Here is a 17,333-nt window from a genome sequence, read left to right as displayed (position 1 = left end):
GTGGTCCGGATCGGTCCGGAGGTCTTGGCGGACGTCACGCTGGTGGTGCGGAGCACCCGCGGTCGATGAAGTCGGGAGCGCCCTCCTCGGAGTTGACGCCCTTCTCGACGAAGGCGAGGTTGTGGTAGATCGTCAGGGCCACGGCATGCCGGTCGGCGTAGGACGGTCCGGGCGCTGCCGCCGGTGGCACCCACTCCCGGTGGTGCAGGCCGTCGACGAGCCGCTTGAGCAGGCCGACCGAGGTTCCGGGCCCGGCGACGGGGCCGGCGGTGCCGCCGTAGCCGGGCCAGTAGGCGGTCTGGAGATCCTCGACGACGTACAGCCCACCCGGCCGCACGTGCGGGAACAGGGCGGTGAAGGAGGCTCGCACATGGGCGTTGAGGTGACTGCCGTCGTCGATGACGATGTCGAACGGCCCGAACCGACGGCCGAGGTCGTTCAGGAGTCCGGGGTCGCCCTGGTCCCCGACGGCGGTGGCGATGCGGGGGCCCCGGACGCCGGGTTTGGGGACGATGTCGAGCCCGAGGACCAGTGCCGCCGGGAAGTAGCGCTGCCACATGCGCAGTGACGCGCCGCCCTGGTCGGGTGCGTCGTAGCCGCCGATCCCGATCTCCAGCAGGCGGATCGGCGCGTTCCGGAAGCGGGCGAAGTGCCGCTCGTAGTGCTGGGTGTACCAGTGGAGGTCGGCCCACTTGTCCGAGCCGAACCGGGTCGAGAGCCCGCCGAGGTCGACCGGGTGCCGTTGGCAGGCGGCCACGACCGCCTGGACCGCGACCGCGAGTCGCTGGCGTTCACGGACGATCGAGGTGAGCGCGCCGGGGGCCGGGCCGGGCGCGTTCAGCTCGGCGCAGGTGGTGACCCGCCGACTGGTCCGGCGATCGGTGCCGGGGCCGTAGAGGCCGCGCAGGAGGTCGACGGCGTCATGGGTGATCCGCACCGGCGCCGCCTGCCAGCCGTCCCGCTTCCAGGTCAGCCCGTCGCGGTCGACGGTGAGGAGGCGACAGGCCCGTTCACCGTCCGACGTGATCTCGAAGGCGAGGTGCGCGGCACCGTCCACCGGCACCGGATCGCACCGCACGGCCAGTTCCTCGACGACGACCTCCGCGACCCGGTCGAGCCCGAGGGCACCGACGGCCCGCGCCAGCCCGTGTTCGTCGGCCGCCGCGCGCAGCAGCGGTTCGATCGCGGGCCAGCCGGAGCCGGCCGCCACGCTCGTGGCGGCGTCGCCGGCCGGTGCCGGGGCCGGGGCGCCCGCCGGTCCAGGGCCGGTGAGGGTCATGACGCGGCCTCGACCAGCTGCCGGACGACCTGCTCGGGGCCGGGCATCGCCTTGATCTCGTCCCGGACCTGCCGGCAGGCCTCGCGGATTCGCCGATCGGTCAGTGCGCGGCGGATTCCGTCGACGAGTGCCTCGGGGTCGATGTCCCGGTCGGGGAACGCCACCCCCACCCCCCGCTCCACCACCGCTTGTGCGTTCACCGGCTGGTCCGCCACCTGGGGCAGGACCAGCTGCGGCACACCGTTGGCGAGTGCGGTGAAGGTGGTGCCCGAACCTCCGTGATGGACGACGGCGGCGCAGCTCGGCAGCAGGGCGCTGAGCGGCGCCCAGTCGACGACACGGAGGTTCGGCGGGAGCGGCCCCAGGCCGGACGGATCCGCCCCGCCCGTGGTGAGGACGATCTCGGCGTCCTCGGCGGCCAGCGCGTCGGCCACGTCCCGCAGGACCGGGGTTCCACCGACCGCGGGAAGCACCGACCCCCAGGTCACGCAGATGCGTGGGCGCCGCGGCGCAGCGCTCAACCAGTCGGGCAGCACGGCACCGCCGTTGTACGGGACGTAACGCATCGGCCATCCGGCCTTGGCGTCCGCAGGGCGCAGGCTCTCCGGGCACAGGTCGACGGTCGCCACCGGACCGGTGAGCGCACCGGTGATGCCGTGGCGTTCCCGGACGTCCTCCAGCGCGCTCAGCACCGCGGCGAAGGACGGGTAGGGCAGCCCGATCCCGTGCATCACGCAGGGGATTCCGGTGGCCTCGGCGGCGAGCTGACCGCCGGCCAGGAAGGTCGTGAAGACCAGGAGGTCCGCGCGCCACCGGCGGATCAGGTCCACGGTGCCGTCCACCATCCGGCCTCCGACCCCGAGGACCAGGGCGGCGACGTCCTCGCGCGCGGGGTCCGGCCGGTCGGCGGCCGTCGGGCCCGGCCGGTCCGCCGCACCGGTGAACCGGCGCCAGGCGTCGGACAGGTCGTACCGGTCCGGCCGGTTCTTCGTGACCCGGACACCGAGCCGGTGGTAGGAGTCGGCGGCGTCGCCGTCGGAGACGTCCACGGTGGCCAGGCCCGAACGCGCGGCCATCTCCAGGCTCGGTCCGGTCGCGGCCACGAGTACCTCGTGACCGGCCGAATGCGCCGCCCACATGGTGGGAACCGCCGGCATGAGGTGGCCGACCCCGGGTGCCACCACGAACAAGATGCGCACAAAGTGCTCCTAACCGGCTGGAGGCATCGAGGATCGCCGAATTCGGCGTGATTCGTTGGGATTGTCCAGCTCGGCCGCACCGCATTCAAGTACGCCGGGCCGGGACTCTCACCTCGAGTGCAATCGCACCGAACATCACACCGGATTGCACGGGACTCGTATTCCGGGGGCGGCTTGACCGGAAGCAACGGGCACGAGAACGTGTCACACGACAGTCGTTCCAATGGAGTTCAGACAAAGGGATTTCATGTGATGAGCACATTCTCGGATCCCATGACGGACAGGGATGTCGATTCGGCCACGCCCATCGAATGCCTCAGGCTGGCGGGAGACGACACCCGCTCCCTGCACTCCGTCGTCCACTCCTTCGAACTGGCCGACCTCACGGCCGTGTTGGTCGACGAGATCCTGTTCCGCTGCGATCCACCGGGCAACGCCGAACCGGTCACCATCATCCTGGATGTCACGCGCGGCGAGGAGCGGGTCAGCACCTCCTTCCTCGTACAAGCCGGTCGGCCCGTCGGCCTGAACGATGCGGACGGCCCGGCCGCACTCTTCCGCATCGAATACGATGTGCTCGACCTGGTAAGGGAGTTGTTCGGGCCGTCCGTGCCCGGCGGGCCGGCGAACCGACGGACCGAGCTGCGGTTCGTCCCGGAGTCCATGACGGTGGACGGTGTTCGCCCGCTCGGCTCGATCATGGCGGCGGCCAGCACCGTCCTCACCGGCTGCTCCTCCGACCACCCCGGACTCGCCCGGCTGGCCGTGCGCCACGACTCGGACAAGTGGGGCGGCCTGCACTGGTTCGCCGCGCTGTACGAACGCCACCTGCGTCAACTACGCGACCAACCCGTCCGCGTGCTCGAAGTCGGAATCGGCGGATACGACCACCCCACCCTGGGCGGCGGGTCATTGAAGATGTGGAAACACTACTTCCCGCGCGGCCTGGTATTCGGAGTCGACCTGTACGACAAGAGCGGTCTCGACCAACAGCGCCTGCGCACGCTGAAGGCCGACCAGAGCGACCCTGCCCAACTGATCGAAATCGCCGAAAAGCACGGCCCGTTCGACATCGTCATCGACGACGGAAGTCACATCAACGAACACGTCAGAACAACATTCCGGGCGCTGTTCCCCCACGTGCGCGCCGGAGGCGTCTACGTCATCGAGGACCTGTGGACCTCCTACGCCCCGGGCTTCGGCGGGAACGAGGACCCGGAGGTGTGCGAGAGCACCACGCTCGGCCTGGTCAAACAGCTCGTCGACGACCTGCACTACGAGGAGCAGCCGTCGAAGGCCACCGGCGGAGTCGGTCCGTCCCTGGCCGGAATGCACCTCTACCGCAACATCGCGTTCCTGGAGAAGGGCCGCAACGCCGAAGGAGGGATCCCGGGCTGGATCCGCCGCTGAGTCTTCGAGAAGACCCACCGCTCGACTCACGTTGTGTCCGCCCGCCGGACCATCCGCCGCGGCTTCGGCTTCCGCGCTGCTGACGCGTCATCGCCCTCGCCATGCTCTGCCTCGGCGGCAACCGACCCACCCCGCCCCACCGCCAACCCGCGTGATCACACCCACAGGTACGTCAGAAGAACCCGAAAACAGGTGCCGGCCGACCGCGGCGCACTCATCTCGGGCGCGGAGGAGGCCCTCGGTGGCACCGGTGGCCTCGGGGTGTCGCCGAACCGGGCATCTCCGGTGGCACCGCCCTGAGTCTGTGAGGAATGCCACAGGTGTCTCTCGACCGTCCAGGCGAACACTCCCCATCTCCTGTCACATACTCCTCTGTGCAAGGAGGACGCCGGAAGACGGCAGCCCGGCAGGGCGAACGAACAGGCCCGCGCCGGGCGCGGACGCGAGCGGCACGGGCACGAAGGCACTCCTGGGGAGGAAGTTGCGGTGTTGCCCCTCGGTTCCCTGGCCTCCCGCGCCGCATGTGACCCACCGGCCGCGGCGCCCACTGCTCCCACCGTTCCGCACCTGCGCGAATACGATCACGCTCGGGCCGCCCTCGACCAGGCCCTCGTGCAGGGCGCCCGCGGCGCCGGCGGATCCCTCCTGATCACGGGGCCGGCCGGCACCGGACGCACGGCCCTGCTCGACGACGCCGCCGCGGCGGCCCGGCAGCGCGGGTTCACCGCCCTGCACGCCCGGTGCAGCTACGCCGACCGCGACGCGCCACTGGAACTCCTGCGCCGGCTCGCGCGGTCCGCCTGCCAGGCGGGCGACCAGCGCCGCTGGCTCCCGATCGCGCGGCAGGCCGCGGCGATGCTGGTCGGCCTGCCCGCGGAGGACGCCCTCCGCACCGCCGCGCTGCGCGGTCTGTACGACGTCCTCGGCCGGTTGGCCATGCCGGAGGCCGCAGGACCGCTGCTGGTGGCCGTCGACGACGTGCACTGGGCCGACGAGGATTCCCTGCGGTGGCTGGTGGGCCTGGCCGAACGCTGCAGGGACGTTCCCGTGACCGTCGTCCTCAGCTTCTGCCCCGGCGCCGAGGCGCACGGCACCGACCTGTTGGCCGAGCTGACGCTCACCCAGACACGGGAGGTGTCGCTGCGCGAGCTCGGGCGGCCCTCGGTGGCCGCGGTCCTCGAACACCACCTCGGGGCCGGCCCCGACGAGGAATTCACCGACGCGTGCCTGGCCGCCACCCGCGGCAACCCCCACCTGGTCACCGCACTGGCCGCCCGCCTGGCACAGCTCGGGCACGGCTGCGACGCCCGGGCCGCCACCGCTCTGCCCGACATCGTGGTCGACTCCGTGGCCCGGTCGGTGGGCGGCCGACTGCGCCGGCTGTCCCCCTACGCGCTGGACGTCGTCCGCGCCGTCGTCGTCCTCGCGTCCCCCGCGACGCCGGCCCGGATCGCCGAGCTGACCGGACTCGGTCGGCCGGTCGTCACCCAGGTGGTCGAGCGGCTGGTGCGCCTCGGTGTGCTGGCCGCCGGCCCGTCCGGTGTGACCATGCGCCACCCGGTGCTGACCACGGCCGTCAGGGCGGCCCTGGCCCCCGGCGAGGCCGAGGCGCTGCACGGCAGGACCGCCCGCCTCCTGCACCAGAGCGGCGCCGCGCCCGACGCCGTCGCCCGGCACCTCGTGCACGCCCTGCCCGGCGGAGAACCCTGGGTCCTGGACGCCCTGCGGGCCGGTGCCGCCGACCGCCTGGCCGCCGGGGACCCCGGCACCGCGTGCTGCTATCTGCGTCGTGGTCTGGCCGAGCCGCTCGCCCCCGAGCCCCGTTCCGCGCTCCTGCTGGAACTGGCCGAGGCCGCCACCCGCACCGACCTGGCCGAGGCCGCCACCAGCCTCGACGAGGCGATCCGGCTCTCACCCGAAGCCGGCCGCACCGTGTGCCGGACCCCCGGCCTGCTCGACCTGGTGCTGCTGGGCGCACCGCCCGACCAGGCCGAACGGATCGCCCTCGTCCTCGTCGGCCCACACCTGCGCGACGCCGACCCGGCCCTCGCCCTGCGGCTGTCCCACTGCGGGGTGCGGGGACCGCTCCCGCCGCTGCCCGGGTCCCCGACGGTCGGCGGGAACACGGGCAGCGGCGGCGCGTTCGCCCAGGCGCTGGCCGCCCTGACGAGGCTGCACCGGCAGGCGGGGAACGCCACCGCGTCCGCGGACGCGCAGCAGGCCGCGCGGTCCGAGTTCCCCATCACACCCGCCCACGTCATGGCCCACCTGTGGGCGGCCGACGTGATGATCCACACCGGGCAGCCGGAGTCGGCCGGCACGCTGCTGGAGGCCGCGCTCATCCGCACCCGCCGAGGGCGGCACCAGCCCCTGGAGGCTCTCACCCGGTCCCTGCGCTCCCTGCTGCTCCTGGCGACCAAGGGACCGGCCGCGGCCCTGGAGGACGCCCGCGCCGCCGCCGCGACGCTGCACGCCTGCGCCGCCGCCCCCTCGGGACCGCTCGCCACCCTGGTCCGAGCCCGCCTGGTCCACCTGCTGACGCTGACCGGACGTCACGAGGAGGCCGCCACGGAACTCGAACGCGCCGGCGTCCCGGAGGCCCTGCCCAGCGGATTCGCCGGCGCCACCCACCTCTTCGCGCGCGGCGAGCTGAAGGCCGCGCTCGGCTACACCGAGGACGGTGCCCGGGACCTCCTGGAATGCGGCCGGCGCATGCGGGAGTCCGGCATCGCCGATGCGCTGCTGCCCTGGCGCTCCTCGGCTGCCCGCGCTCTCCTGTCGGTCGGCCGGGACGGGCAGGCCCGCGAACTCGCCCTCGAACAAGCACAGTCGGCGCGCACCCAGCACGCCCCCGGGGTCCTCGGCCTCGCGCTGTCCGTCGCGGCCTGGACGGCCGGCGGTGCGGCGCCGGACGTCATGGCCGAGGCGGTGGAACTGCTGCGGGCCTACGGAGCGCCGCACGACCTGGCCCGGGCCCTCACCGACCAGGGCGCGCTGCTGCACCGGACCGGACGCACCGGCGCCGCCCGCACCGCCCTGCGCGAGGCCGTCCAACTCGCCCAGGACATCGGCACCACCGGCGTGCTGGAGCACGCCGCCGCCGAACTCACCGCGGCCGGGGGCCGCATACCCCGATCGCGCCGGAAGGGCGTCGACAGCCTGACCGCCACCGAACGCAAGGTCGCCACGCTCGCGGCCACCGGCCACACGAACCGGGAGATCTCCAAGTCCCTGTTCGTCCAGCTGCGGACCGTCGAGATCCACCTGACCAACACCTACCGCAAGTTGGGGATCGAGAGCCGTCACCAGCTGCGGCACGTCCTGCCCGGTGCCACCTGACCTCCCCGGAGACCAGAGCCACCGAGGAGCGGACCGAAGACAGTTCCCCCGGTCCTTGACCGCGCCCGGCGGACCTCCGCACGATGCCGGGTGGGAGCCCCGGGGCCGCACGACGAAGGGACCGAGCAGTGCAGAACGAGCCGGGCGCCGACGGCGGGGACCAGCAGGTCTCCTTCGCCGCCGACGTGCGCCTCCACCTCGACGACGACCGGCTCGTCGTTCACCGCGCACCGCGGTCCTACGTGCTGCGCGGCCTGCCGCCCGAGCTCCGCGACGTCCTGTGCGGCCTCGCCCGCGACCCCCTGCCGCTGCCGGGCGACCCGGCGGCGGCGCCACCGGCGCCGGGCCGGGCGGACCACGCCGCCCTCATGCGGGTACTCGAACACCTCAGCCACCTGCTGGTGCGCGACCTGCGCGCCTCCGACGGCCGCACCCTGCTGCGTGTCGAACCCCTGCGGGCGCTGTCGCTGACCCTGCCGCCCCCGATGGCGGCCGACACCCCGATCCGGCTCTCCCGGTTCGCCCTGCTGCGCGCCGACGGCGGCGCCATCGTCCTGGAGTCCCCCCGTTCACCGGCTCGCCTGCGGCTCACCGACGACATGGCCCGCGCCGCGGTCCTGCAGCTGGCCGAACCCCGCACCGCCGAGGACCTGCTGTCGGTCGCCGGGCCCGGCGACCCCGGTCTGACCACCGGGGTCATGGCCCGGCTCGCCGGACTGCTCATCGGTCTCGACCTCGCCGAGACCCCGGGGCGCGGCGGCGAGGACGACGACCCGGCACTGCGCCAGTGGGACTTCCACGACCTGCTCTTCGCCGCCCGCAGCACCCCGTCGCGCGACACCCTGCCGCGCTTCCTCAACGTCCTGCCGCCCCAGCCCGCGGTGCGCCCGCACCCGCCCGGTGCCGCCCGCGTCCCGCTGCCCCGGCCCCGGCTGGCCGACCTGCTGCGCGACGACCCCCCGCTGACCGTCGTGCTGGAGTCCCGCCGTTCCTGGAAGCACTACGGGGACGAGCCCGTCACCACCCGTGCGCTGGGCGAGTTCCTCTACCGCACGGCCCGCGTCCGCAGCCGCCTCGGCGATCGCCCCGGACCGTACTACGCGTGGGACACCCGCCCGCTGTTCGAACGCACCTCCCGGCCCTACCCCGGCACCGACGGCATCCACGAACTCGAGTTGTATGTCACCGTCAGCCGCTGCGACGGACTGCCCGCCGGTACCTACCACTACGATCCGCTCGATCACGCGCTCGTCCCGGTCGAGCGCTGCGAGCGGGTCGGCGAGGTGATGACCCGTCGCATCAGCACGTGGCACCGGGCCACCCCCGACCTGGTGATCACCGTCACCTCACGCGTCCAGCGCCTGTCGTGGAACTACGGTGCGATCGCCTACGCCCTGACCCTCCAGCACCTCGGCGTCCTGCACCAGACGATGTACCTGGTGGCCACCGCCATGGGACTGGCGCCCTGCGCGCTGCGTGGCGTCGCTGATCCGGACACCGTCACCGCGGCCCTCGGGCTGGACGGCACGCGCGAGGTCGTCCTCGGCGAGTTCCTGCTCGGAACCCGCCCCCACGACGCCCCGGCCCCCTCGGGTGCGCCGGACGCGGACGGCTGGGAACCCGTCAACTCCGCCGACTGGGGCCACCGGGCCGCCACCCCCGGCGCACCCGAAACCGCCATGGGACAGGAACGATGACGACGCCACCGCGCACCCCCGGCCGGGCTCCCCGCTCCGCCGCACCAGCCGACGGCGGGGCCAGTCCCCTGCCGCTGACCGCCTACACCGTCGACGGCGGCCCCGACCTGCCCCTGGTGCCCGCCCCCGTCCACCGCGAGTGGATCGCGGCGACCGACGAGGGCTTCGCCCGCCGCTGCCTGCCGCTGATGATGGCCAACCAGTCGGAGTGGTGGATCCTCAACAACAGCACGTTCACCGTCGAATGGGAGGGCAACCGGCACGCCCCCGCCCTGCGGGTGCGCTACGCCGACGAGAACGCCCGACGGGCGGCGTTCAGCAACTTCGGGCACGGCGTGCTCACCTTCCACCTGCCCTACCTCTTCCGCACCCCGCCGGGCTGGGACCTGCTCGTGCGCGGCCCGGCGAATCTGCCCAAGGACGGGATCACGGCCCTGTCGGGACTCATCGAGACCGACTGGACCAGCGCGTTCTTCACCATGAACTGGCAGGTCACCCGGCCGCACCACCCGATCGAGTTCCGCGCCGGGGAGCCGGTGTGCGCCTTGGTGCCGCAACGGCGCGACGAGCTCACCCGTTTCCGGCCCGAGACCACCCCACTGGCCGGATCGCCCGAGGAAGCGGGCTACCGCGCCTTCAGCGCCAGCCGGGACCGGTTCAGCGAGGAACGCCTCGTCCCGGGCACCCGGGCGCACCAACAGCAGTTCCAGCGCCACTACCTGCGCGGCGAGAACCACCACGGCGAGCGGTTCCCGGAGCACCGGCGCAAGGTGGACCTCCAACCGTTCACCGACCGCGCCCCGAACGCCGAGGAGAAGGAGTAAGTAGCCATGCCCCTGCCGGAATTCGACCTGGCACGGCTGCTCGCGCCGGTCACCGTCGAGGAGTTCGAACGCGACTTCCGCGAGCTGCAGCCCCTGCACGTGGCGCGCGAACAGCCCGGCCACTACCGGGAGTTGCTGACTCTCGACGACTTCGACAGACTGCTCGCGCTGTCCGGCCCCGACTTCCACCAGCTCCGGGTGGTCCACGCCGGACGCAAGGATCCCGTCGAACCGGGTACCCGCCTGGGCACCGTCTACGACGCCTTCGAGGCGGGCGCCACCCTCCAGGTGCAGCACGTCGACTCCCGCTGGGAGCCCCTGCAGCCGCTCACCCGGGCCCTCGGCCAGTGGGCCGGCGCCAAGGTCTGGGCCAACGCCTACCTCACCCCCGGCGGCAACGCCCAGGGCTTCGTTCCGCACCACGACGGACACGACGTCCTGGTCGCGCAGATCCACGGCACCAAACGCTGGCGCCTCTACGGCGTGCGCACCCCGCTGCCCTTCGAAGGCCGGATGTTCCGGGAGAGCAGCCCGGGGGCCGCCCGGTACGACCGGCACCTCCTCCTGCGGGCCGGCGATCTGCTCTACCTGCCGCGCGGCACCATCCACGCGGCGGCCACCGAGGACGTCACCTCCCTGCACCTCACCATCGCCGTCGAGCCGGTGCTGTGGTCCACCGCCATCCAGGACGGGATCCGCAGGGTCTTCGAGCAGGATGTCGCCTTCCGCCGCTCGATGCCGCCCGGGTTCGCCACCCGGCCGCGGACCGAGGAGACCATGGCCGAACTCCTTCGCCTGCTGTGGGAACGCCTCTCGCCGCGGGAGCTGGTCGCGCAGGCGCAGCGCACCGCCGCCGGACTCCAGACCCCCGGCGCACGCGGCCGCCTCACCGCCATCGCCGCGGCCGACCCTGCCCCCGGTTCTGACCCCGGCGCTGACCCCGGCCCCGACTCCGAGGAATGACGGCGGGAGCCCGGCCCGGGCTCCCGCCGGTGCGGGTCACGCCCTCGCGTGGATCAGACGGACACAGGCTTCTTCGACCCACTCGAAGGGGATGCCACTGGGGAGGTTCCCGTCCCGCAGGTCCGCTGCGAGCGACTCCCACGTCTGGTACCCGTGGTGTCGCGCGACACTCCCCCGGACCTGCTGTTCGTGATCAGGGGTCACCTCGGCGCCGTGGCCGAGCTTGTGAGCCTCCAGCCGAAGTACCGCGTGCCACAGCATCACCTCGGTCTCGAACTGCCCGAATGAGGCGACCTTCTCCATGAGGCGACGGGGAATCTCCCGCCGGTCCCGAAAGACGCGGGCGAGGGCTTTCTCGGCCAGCGGGTTCCGCGGCGACCTCGGGCAGTCCTTCGCGGCGACGCCGTCGAATTCCGGCTCGTCGGCGACCAGCCACCGCAGGTACTTCCGATACCGCCCGCCACCGGCCAGGAAACACGGCAGCTCGGTGTCGAGCCGTGGCCGGTCGTACCCGAGCAGCGGATCGTGAGAGAAGTACCGCGGCCCCCGGTCGAGCGTCCGGGCCACGTCGTCGAATTCGCCGTGGTCAGGCGTAGCAGCCAGCAGGCGAACAGCGCTCAGCGCATCGGCCCGCTTGATGTCGACGGCCGCACAGGCTTCTCGTAGCGCCCCGTCCGGATCTCCCACTCCTGCTTTCTTGAGGATCATTCGCCATGTTCTGTCGGGGTAGTACAACGCCGTCGCGGCGTGGATCAGCGCGTCCTGCTGGGACGACGTGATCAGGCGGAGTCCGCGCAGCCTCCGAACGGCCGCGCGGATGTTGACCAGGGCGACACTGACCGCCGAATAGTCCCGGTCGGGATCGGTCGCGACCGCCACCGGGTCGTCCGAATCCAGCAGCCCCGTCCGGTACATCCGGTAGACCGCACCCACGCCCCGCACGCCTGCCGGCCAGCATTCCGCCGCCCGGATGGCCCCCATGCTGGACGCGCCGAAGATCTGCGCACCGTCCTGGGCGACGTCCACGACCTCACGCGTCGAAACGGGGAGTTCGTGCGCGAAGGTGCCGTCGATGACGAGGATGCGGGTGCTGCCTCCCTCCCTCGCCCGGTACACGTCTCCGCGCTTCGCGGGCGGCAGCACCTCGGCGGCGGGCAGGAGCTCCCGGGCCTGGCCGGGTGCCAGGGAAGGACCAGTGAAGACAGTCGTTTTCATCGCTCAGACCACCGATCCGAGCATGCGGAGAGTCGGGGTTCGCGAGGTCTCACCGTAGGAGCAGGCAAGGCCCGGCACGAGAACGCGGACGACGGGTACGCCGAGGTCCGGGCGCGTCACTTCCGTCACCAGACAGTGCTCCGTTCCCGCGGCACGCAGCCGGCCGACGACCTCCTCGATGCCCTGCAGGACGTCGTCGCAGCCGCTCCTCTCCTGGGGGAACGCCAGGGTCGGAGAGCCGTAGTAGAGCTCCGACCGCCTCTTCTGCTCGGCGGGCCTCCGCTTCGAGTGGACGCTCTCGAACACGTCACGAGCGCCGCCGGCGACACCACTGTGCGCTTGGCAGGCTTCGGTGATCGCACGGACCAGTGCGCGCCGGGGATCGAGGTCGGCGCCGTACCCCCCGAAGGTCACCGACTCGCCCGCGGAGCCGAAGAAGTCGTCGTCGATGAGCACCACGCCGAACACCGGCACACCGATGGCGCTCGGTATCTCCTGAATGCGCACGACCAACCGCTGATCGCCCAACTTCTCGATGAAGTCCCGCGCGGTTCCCGGTGGCACGGTCGCCGGATCCACGATCCTCAGCGGGCGGGGCGGAGAGAACCCCGGGTCGTGATGGGCGGTGTAGAAATCCTCCTCGGACACGGCGTCCCGCTCGATGAGTTCGTACAGCGCGTGGAGCACGGATTCCGCATAGGAGTTCCCCGACGCCAGCCCGTTCGTCTCGATCCGGGCGGTGAGTCCCTCGCTCGCCGGATTCAGCACGAGGTCGGTCGGCACCAGCCTGTGGTCCTTCCCCATCAGGTCGTACGCTCCCGTCCACGAGAACACCGCATCGGGCCGGTACGACGTGTCGGACGGGAGGTCGAACGCCGTCGGGTCCACCGCTCCGGAAGCGGCCAGGTCCTGATAGGACCCGCTGACGACCCGGTCGGGCGGCAGGGCCTCGGCCGATACCCGCTCGATCGCCTCCATGACGGCGCTCAGTTTCGCCGCGAGGGCCGTGGCGCCCTTGCCCATGCTCACGGCCAGGTCCTTGGCCAAGGGCGTGACGGCCGACCACACCGGAACGCCGATGAAGTCGATGGGCGCCAGGTCGTACACCCGCGTGATGGGAACCCGGGGCAGCAAGGGCGCGAGCCACTCCCACGTTTCGGCGAAGTCCCTCACATGCCCCGCCTCCGTCCTCGCGGTGCCGTGCTCGAACGACGAGGGGCCGAGAGACGTGAGACTTTCCGGTGCTACCTGGCGCACGTCGGCTTCCTGTTCTGCGGTCGGGGGTCAGTTCAGTGGGCCGGTGAAGTCCGGGGCGACGTAGTGCAGCAGGCACATCGTGACGTGACGGCCGGCGGGCAGCGGGTCGCGCCAGTGCTCGTCGTCGGTGCCGCTGTAGACGACCGCGTCGCCCATGCCGAGCGCGACCTCGTGCAGGCGGTCGGCGGTCCGGATGCGGAACGGCCACGGGTCCGCGCCGGCCGGGTCGTCGTCCACGCACAGCGAGACGTTCCACCGGCACTGCGGGCGGTCCCGGTGGGGCGCGAGGGCGGCCCCGGGCTGGTAGGTGACCGCCCAGGTGTACGAGGGCCGCACCGGCTCGCCGGCCCACGCGGTGACGGCCCGCGCGAGCTGCCGCTGCACGAACAGGGTGACGGCGTCGCAGTACATGCCGTCCCGCAGGCCGTCGCGGACCTGCTGGCGGTCCGTGCTGAAGCAGCCCTCCCGGCGCATCCGCCGGAAGTGCCGCCGCAGCGCCGCCACGAACAGCGGAGGGAACACCCCGCGCAGGACCAGTACCCCGTCCCCGCTCTCCTCCGCTGGGGCCGCCGGCGGCCCCAGCGGGGTGCGGGGCACGAGCACGCCCGCCAGCCACAGGGCCCGCAGCGCCTCCCGGGAGAGCGCTGCGGGGGGCGCGCCCTCCAGGGCGACCCGCCGCAGGTCCGGGCCCCAGGTGCCGTCGCACCACCAGGGCACCACGGTGCCCGAACGGGCGTCGCGCACCCAGACGACGGGCCGTTCGGCGGCGAAGTCCCGCGGGCCCGAGACGACCGCGTGGCCCTCGGGTGCGTCCGCGGCGACGGCCTGCGGCAGCTCCGGGCCGTACTGGACGTGGAGACCGGGGTTGACCCGCAACTCGGCGGCGTCCGGCACCGGAAGGCCGGCAGCCCGCGGCGGCAGCAGGACGAGCAGCTCCTCGTCGACATCGCAGCGCAGCCGCAGTTCCTCCAGTCGGGCCGGGGCCTCGTCCGGCGGCAACAGCAGGCCCAGGCGCACCGCCGCCTGGCGCTTCTCCTGCGGCGTCGCCTGCTGCCCGGCCAACAGCGCTGGCAGCAGGGCCAGTTCGGCGGGGGCCGTCAACCTGACGCGCTCCACCGGACGCCCGCGTCTGCGAACGGAGAGGAACACCTCCAGGGTCACCTGCGGGTTGGCGACCAGGTCGTCGTTCATGAGCGCGCCAGGCCCTGCCCTTCCGTATCCGGTCCTGCGGCGTCCTGTCCTGTGGACGGCGAAGAACTGCGAAGAACTGCGAACTGCGACTGCGACTGCGACTGGGGGAACCCCGCCGAGTCGACCAGAGGCACCGGTGTCCCGGCAAGGCGCAGCCCCAGGGATTTCGGTGACTTCTCGGTCCGCGCCGGACCCGAGAACTTCACCACAGGATGTGCCCCGGGACGGTTGTCGAATCGTGCCGGTGCGTGTGGGCTGTGGAGCGGGCCGCCTGCCCCGGCGGGGTCCGCCGCCCGGCGCCTGGGGAACCGCTGCCGGCCCAGGCCACCGACCCCGAGGAGGATGCCGTGCGGTTCACCGCCCTGTCACAGATCGTCCCGTCGCCCGAGGACTTCGTGGCGAACCCGCCGACGCGCCCCCAGGTCTGGTCGATGCCGCCGGAACCCCTGTGCCGGCTGCTGGACCACGCCGGTATCGACCGGATGCTGCGCACCGGTGTCCCGGCCGCCGCCTTCCGCGCCGTGCGCGACGGCAGGGGCGTGGACCCGGCCGAGTACGTCTGGGGGGAGCGTCCCATCGAGCGGCCGTTCGCCGACACGGTCCGGCCCGGCGCCGTCGGCACGCTGCTGCGTGACGGCTCCACGATCGTCCTCGACGTGCTGCACCGCTTCTGGGAACCGGTCGGTGACTTCTGCCGTCGGCTCGGCCACGAGGTGGGCCTGCCCGCCTCCGCCACCGGCTTCATCACCCCGGCCGACCAGCCCGGTTTCCCCTACCACCACGACGAGGGCGGCAACCTGCTCATCCAGACCTCGGGCAGCAAGACGTGGCGGGTGCACGAGGCGACGGCCCCCGACCCGCTGCCGCACGAGACGCTGCGCCGCAACAGGCCCGACGAGGCCGAATCCGCCCGCCTGGCGCAGCGGCCGCCCGCCCTGGAAACCACGCTGCACCCGGGCGACGTGCTGTGGATCCCGCGGGGCTGGCTGCACAGTGGGATCGCGACCGGGGAACCCTCCGTGCACGTCGCCGTCGGCTTCGTCCCCATGCTCACCCGCTACTGGCTGGCCGGGAAGCTGGCCGAGCGACTGGACGAGCGGCGCCCGGAGTTCGCCGGCTTCCGCCGGGAACTGCCCTGGGGCATCACGCGAAGCCCCGGCGAACTGGCCGCCGTCCTCGCCGAGGTGGCCGAGGAACTCGCCGAGGCCCTGCCCCTGGTCGACGCGGCGGGCCTGGCCGACTCCCTGGTGCGCGACATCCGCAAGAACTTCCTGGAGCCGCCCGGCACACCGACGGTCTCCGCGACCGCGGACCCCACCGGCCCGACGACACCCGTCGTCCTGGTCCCTGAAGCGGTCGCCGGTGTCGAGCGCGCTGACGCCGGCCGGCTCCGCCTCCACCTGGGCAGCACCACCCTCACATTGCGCGGAGCCGTCGCCGACCGCATCGAAGACCTGTGGGCCGCCGACGGCGGGGAGCGGTGGTGCGCCCACGACATCGCGCCGCTCGCCGGCGAGGCCGCCGCCCTCGACCTCGTGCGGACCCTGCTGCGGCTGGGTGTCGCGCGCCGCGCCGACGCCGACTGACCCGGCACTGCCCGAGCAACCCACCGCAGCTTCCCCGCCGGAACGGAGAGACCGGACCATGCGCTACCGAGCACTCGCGAAGCTCGTGCCGTCACCCGAGGAGTTCCTGTCGGACCCGCCCACCACTCCGCAGGTGTGGTCGATGCCGGCAGGCGAACTGTCCGGGCTGCTCGACCTCGAGGGCGCCGACGAGCTGCTGCGCGACGGGGTGTCGGCGGCCGACGTGCGCATCGTGCTCGGTGGCCGGGAGGTGCCGCCGGCCGACTACACCTGGGGCGAGCGGTCCCTGGAGCCGTCCTTCGCCGGGCACGTGCGCCCCGGGGCGGTGACCGGGCTGCTCGACCGGGGCGCCACCCTGGTGCTGGACAACATCCACAGGTACTGGCGGCCCGTCGGTGACTTCTGCCGCGGCCTCGCCCACGAAGTCGGCACGGCCACGACCGCCACGGCCTTCCTGACTCCGCGTGGCAACACCGGCTTCCCGTACCACTTCGACGAGCGCGGCAACGTGCTGGTCCAGACCGTCGGCAGCAAGACCTGGCGGGTGCGCGAGCAGCCCTTCCCGGACCCGCTACCGCACGAGACCAACCACGACAACGGCCCCACCGCCGCGCAACTGGAGCGGTTCGCGCACGAGCCCGCCGCTCTGGAGGTGACCCTGCACCCCGGCGACGTGCTGTGGATCCCCCGCGGCTGGCTGCACAGCGGCACCGCCACCGACGAGCCCTCGGTGCACGTCACCATCGGGTTCGTGCCGATGCTCACCCGGCACTGGCTCGCCGAGCAGCTGGTACGCCACCTGGGCAGCCGCAAGGGCGAGTTCACCGGACTGCGCGCCGAACTGCCGTGGGGCCTGGCCCGCGACACCGGTCGGCTGACCGAAGTGACCGACGAGGTGCGGCGGGAACTGATCGAGGCGCTGGCCCGGGTGGACAGCGCCGCCTTCGCCGACGGCGTCGCCAGGCTGGTGCGCGGTGGCTACCACGAACCGCATGTCGCTCCCGTCGCCGCGGCCCTGGGCCCCGCCGTCGACGCCGACGCCCTCGTCGTCCTGGTCCCCGAGAGCCTGTTCGACATGGTCCACGGCGACGGTGGGCGGCTGCGGCTGGACCTCGCCGACCGGTCCCTGACGCTCCAGGGCCCCGCCGCCCGCTTCCTGGCGGCCCGGTGGGGCCAGGGCGGTCAAGTCCCGTGGTGCGCCCGCGACATCCCCGGCGTCACCGAGGAGGCGGCCGTGGCGCTCATCCGCACCCTCCACCGCGCGGGCATCGTCCGCCGGCCGGCACCGGAACGCCGCGGGTCACCGAGGGACCTACCGTCACATCTCCCGCAATCCGTTGACCCGGAATCAGGCCGGTCCGAACCTTGAGGCG

12 protein-coding genes are annotated in these 17,333 nt (G+C 72.9%); 7 read left to right on the top strand and 5 right to left on the bottom strand.

Annotation, left to right across the window (positions count from 1 at the left end; all coding sequences use genetic code 11):
- Positions 1–34: 34 nt before the first annotated feature.
- Both ACFWP2_RS27655 and ACFWP2_RS27650 read right to left on the bottom strand, forming a co-directional pair.
- Positions 35–1,279: a hypothetical protein gene (locus tag ACFWP2_RS27655; protein ID WP_380456266.1), complete on the bottom strand. Its 1,245-nt coding sequence runs from the start codon at positions 1,277–1,279 to the stop codon at positions 35–37.
- The gene (locus ACFWP2_RS27650; protein WP_380456264.1) at positions 1,276–2,478 is read right to left on the bottom strand and encodes a nucleotide disphospho-sugar-binding domain-containing protein; all 1,203 of its coding nucleotides are present in this window, start codon (positions 2,476–2,478) and stop codon (positions 1,276–1,278) included. The genes ACFWP2_RS27655 and ACFWP2_RS27650 overlap by 4 nt, the downstream gene beginning before the upstream one ends.
- A 252-nt stretch (positions 2,479–2,730) precedes the next feature.
- Between ACFWP2_RS27650 and ACFWP2_RS27645 the strand changes: the two genes are divergently transcribed.
- The 5 genes from ACFWP2_RS27645 (at position 2,731) to ACFWP2_RS27625 (ending at position 10,711) form a co-directional block, all read left to right on the top strand.
- Entirely contained in the window at positions 2,731–3,888 is a 1,158-nt protein-coding gene (locus ACFWP2_RS27645; protein WP_380456316.1) for a hypothetical protein, read from the top strand.
- 486 nt (positions 3,889–4,374) lie between these two features.
- Entirely contained in the window at positions 4,375–7,227 is a 2,853-nt protein-coding gene (locus ACFWP2_RS27640; RefSeq protein ID WP_380456262.1) for an AAA family ATPase, read from the top strand.
- Between the two features lie 128 nt (positions 7,228–7,355).
- Positions 7,356–8,924 (top strand): SagB family peptide dehydrogenase, encoded by a 1,569-nt coding sequence (locus ACFWP2_RS27635; protein WP_380456260.1) that lies wholly within the window; start codon positions 7,356–7,358, stop codon positions 8,922–8,924.
- Positions 8,921–9,748, top strand: coding sequence for a DUF6065 family protein (locus ACFWP2_RS27630; protein ID WP_380456258.1), 828 nt, complete (start codon positions 8,921–8,923; stop codon positions 9,746–9,748). The genes ACFWP2_RS27635 and ACFWP2_RS27630 overlap by 4 nt, the downstream gene beginning before the upstream one ends.
- Positions 9,749–9,754: 6 nt before the next feature.
- Positions 9,755–10,711, top strand: a complete 957-nt coding sequence (locus ACFWP2_RS27625; RefSeq protein WP_380456255.1) for a JmjC domain-containing protein — start codon at positions 9,755–9,757, stop codon at positions 10,709–10,711.
- Positions 10,712–10,747: 36 nt separating this feature from the next.
- Here the strand turns inward: ACFWP2_RS27625 and ACFWP2_RS27620 are convergent, their stop codons facing one another.
- The 3 genes from ACFWP2_RS27620 to ACFWP2_RS27610 form a co-directional block, all read right to left on the bottom strand.
- Entirely contained in the window at positions 10,748–11,926 is a 1,179-nt protein-coding gene (locus tag ACFWP2_RS27620) for a TfuA-like protein (protein ID WP_380456253.1), read from the bottom strand.
- A gap of 3 nt (positions 11,927–11,929) precedes the next feature.
- Positions 11,930–13,099 carry a YcaO-like family protein gene (locus ACFWP2_RS27615; RefSeq protein ID WP_380456251.1) on the bottom strand — a complete coding sequence of 390 codons (1,170 nt, stop codon included), beginning with the start codon at positions 13,097–13,099 and terminating at the stop codon, positions 11,930–11,932.
- Positions 13,100–13,210: 111 nt separating this feature from the next.
- Positions 13,211–14,374, bottom strand: coding sequence for a hypothetical protein (locus ACFWP2_RS27610; protein WP_380456249.1), 1,164 nt, complete (start codon positions 14,372–14,374; stop codon positions 13,211–13,213).
- 347 nt (positions 14,375–14,721) lie between these two features.
- Between ACFWP2_RS27610 and ACFWP2_RS27605 the strand changes: the two genes are divergently transcribed.
- Together ACFWP2_RS27605 and ACFWP2_RS27600 are read left to right on the top strand one after the other, a co-directional pair.
- Positions 14,722–15,960 (top strand): JmjC domain-containing protein, encoded by a 1,239-nt coding sequence (locus ACFWP2_RS27605; RefSeq protein WP_380456247.1) that lies wholly within the window; start codon positions 14,722–14,724, stop codon positions 15,958–15,960.
- 58 nt (positions 15,961–16,018) lie between these two features.
- Positions 16,019–17,329, top strand: a complete 1,311-nt coding sequence (locus ACFWP2_RS27600; RefSeq protein WP_380456245.1) for a JmjC domain-containing protein — start codon at positions 16,019–16,021, stop codon at positions 17,327–17,329.
- Positions 17,330–17,333: the final 4 nt, after the last annotated feature.

Source organism: Kitasatospora sp. NPDC058444, from assembly GCF_042721415.1.
GTDB lineage: Bacteria > Actinomycetota > Actinomycetes > Streptomycetales > Streptomycetaceae > Kitasatospora.
The sequence above is the reverse complement of the archived record's forward strand: the minus strand, read 5'-3'. Positions and strand labels throughout refer to the sequence as shown.

Excerpts from the sequence above, each read along its gene's own strand:
- ACFWP2_RS27630 (WP_380456258.1), top strand. The coding sequence starts at position 8,921 with ATGACGACGCCACCGCGCACCCCCGGCCGGGCTCCCCGCTCCGCCGCA.
- ACFWP2_RS27655 (WP_380456266.1), bottom strand. The coding sequence starts at position 1,279 with ATGACCCTCACCGGCCCTGGACCGGCGGGCGCCCCGGCCCCGGCACCG.
- ACFWP2_RS27620 (WP_380456253.1), bottom strand. The coding sequence starts at position 11,926 with ATGAAAACGACTGTCTTCACTGGTCCTTCCCTGGCACCCGGCCAGGCC.
- ACFWP2_RS27625 (WP_380456255.1), top strand. The coding sequence starts at position 9,755 with ATGCCCCTGCCGGAATTCGACCTGGCACGGCTGCTCGCGCCGGTCACC.
- ACFWP2_RS27645 (WP_380456316.1), top strand. The coding sequence starts at position 2,731 with ATGAGCACATTCTCGGATCCCATGACGGACAGGGATGTCGATTCGGCC.
- ACFWP2_RS27610 (WP_380456249.1), bottom strand. The coding sequence starts at position 14,374 with ATGAACGACGACCTGGTCGCCAACCCGCAGGTGACCCTGGAGGTGTTC.
- ACFWP2_RS27600 (WP_380456245.1), top strand. The coding sequence starts at position 16,019 with ATGCGCTACCGAGCACTCGCGAAGCTCGTGCCGTCACCCGAGGAGTTC.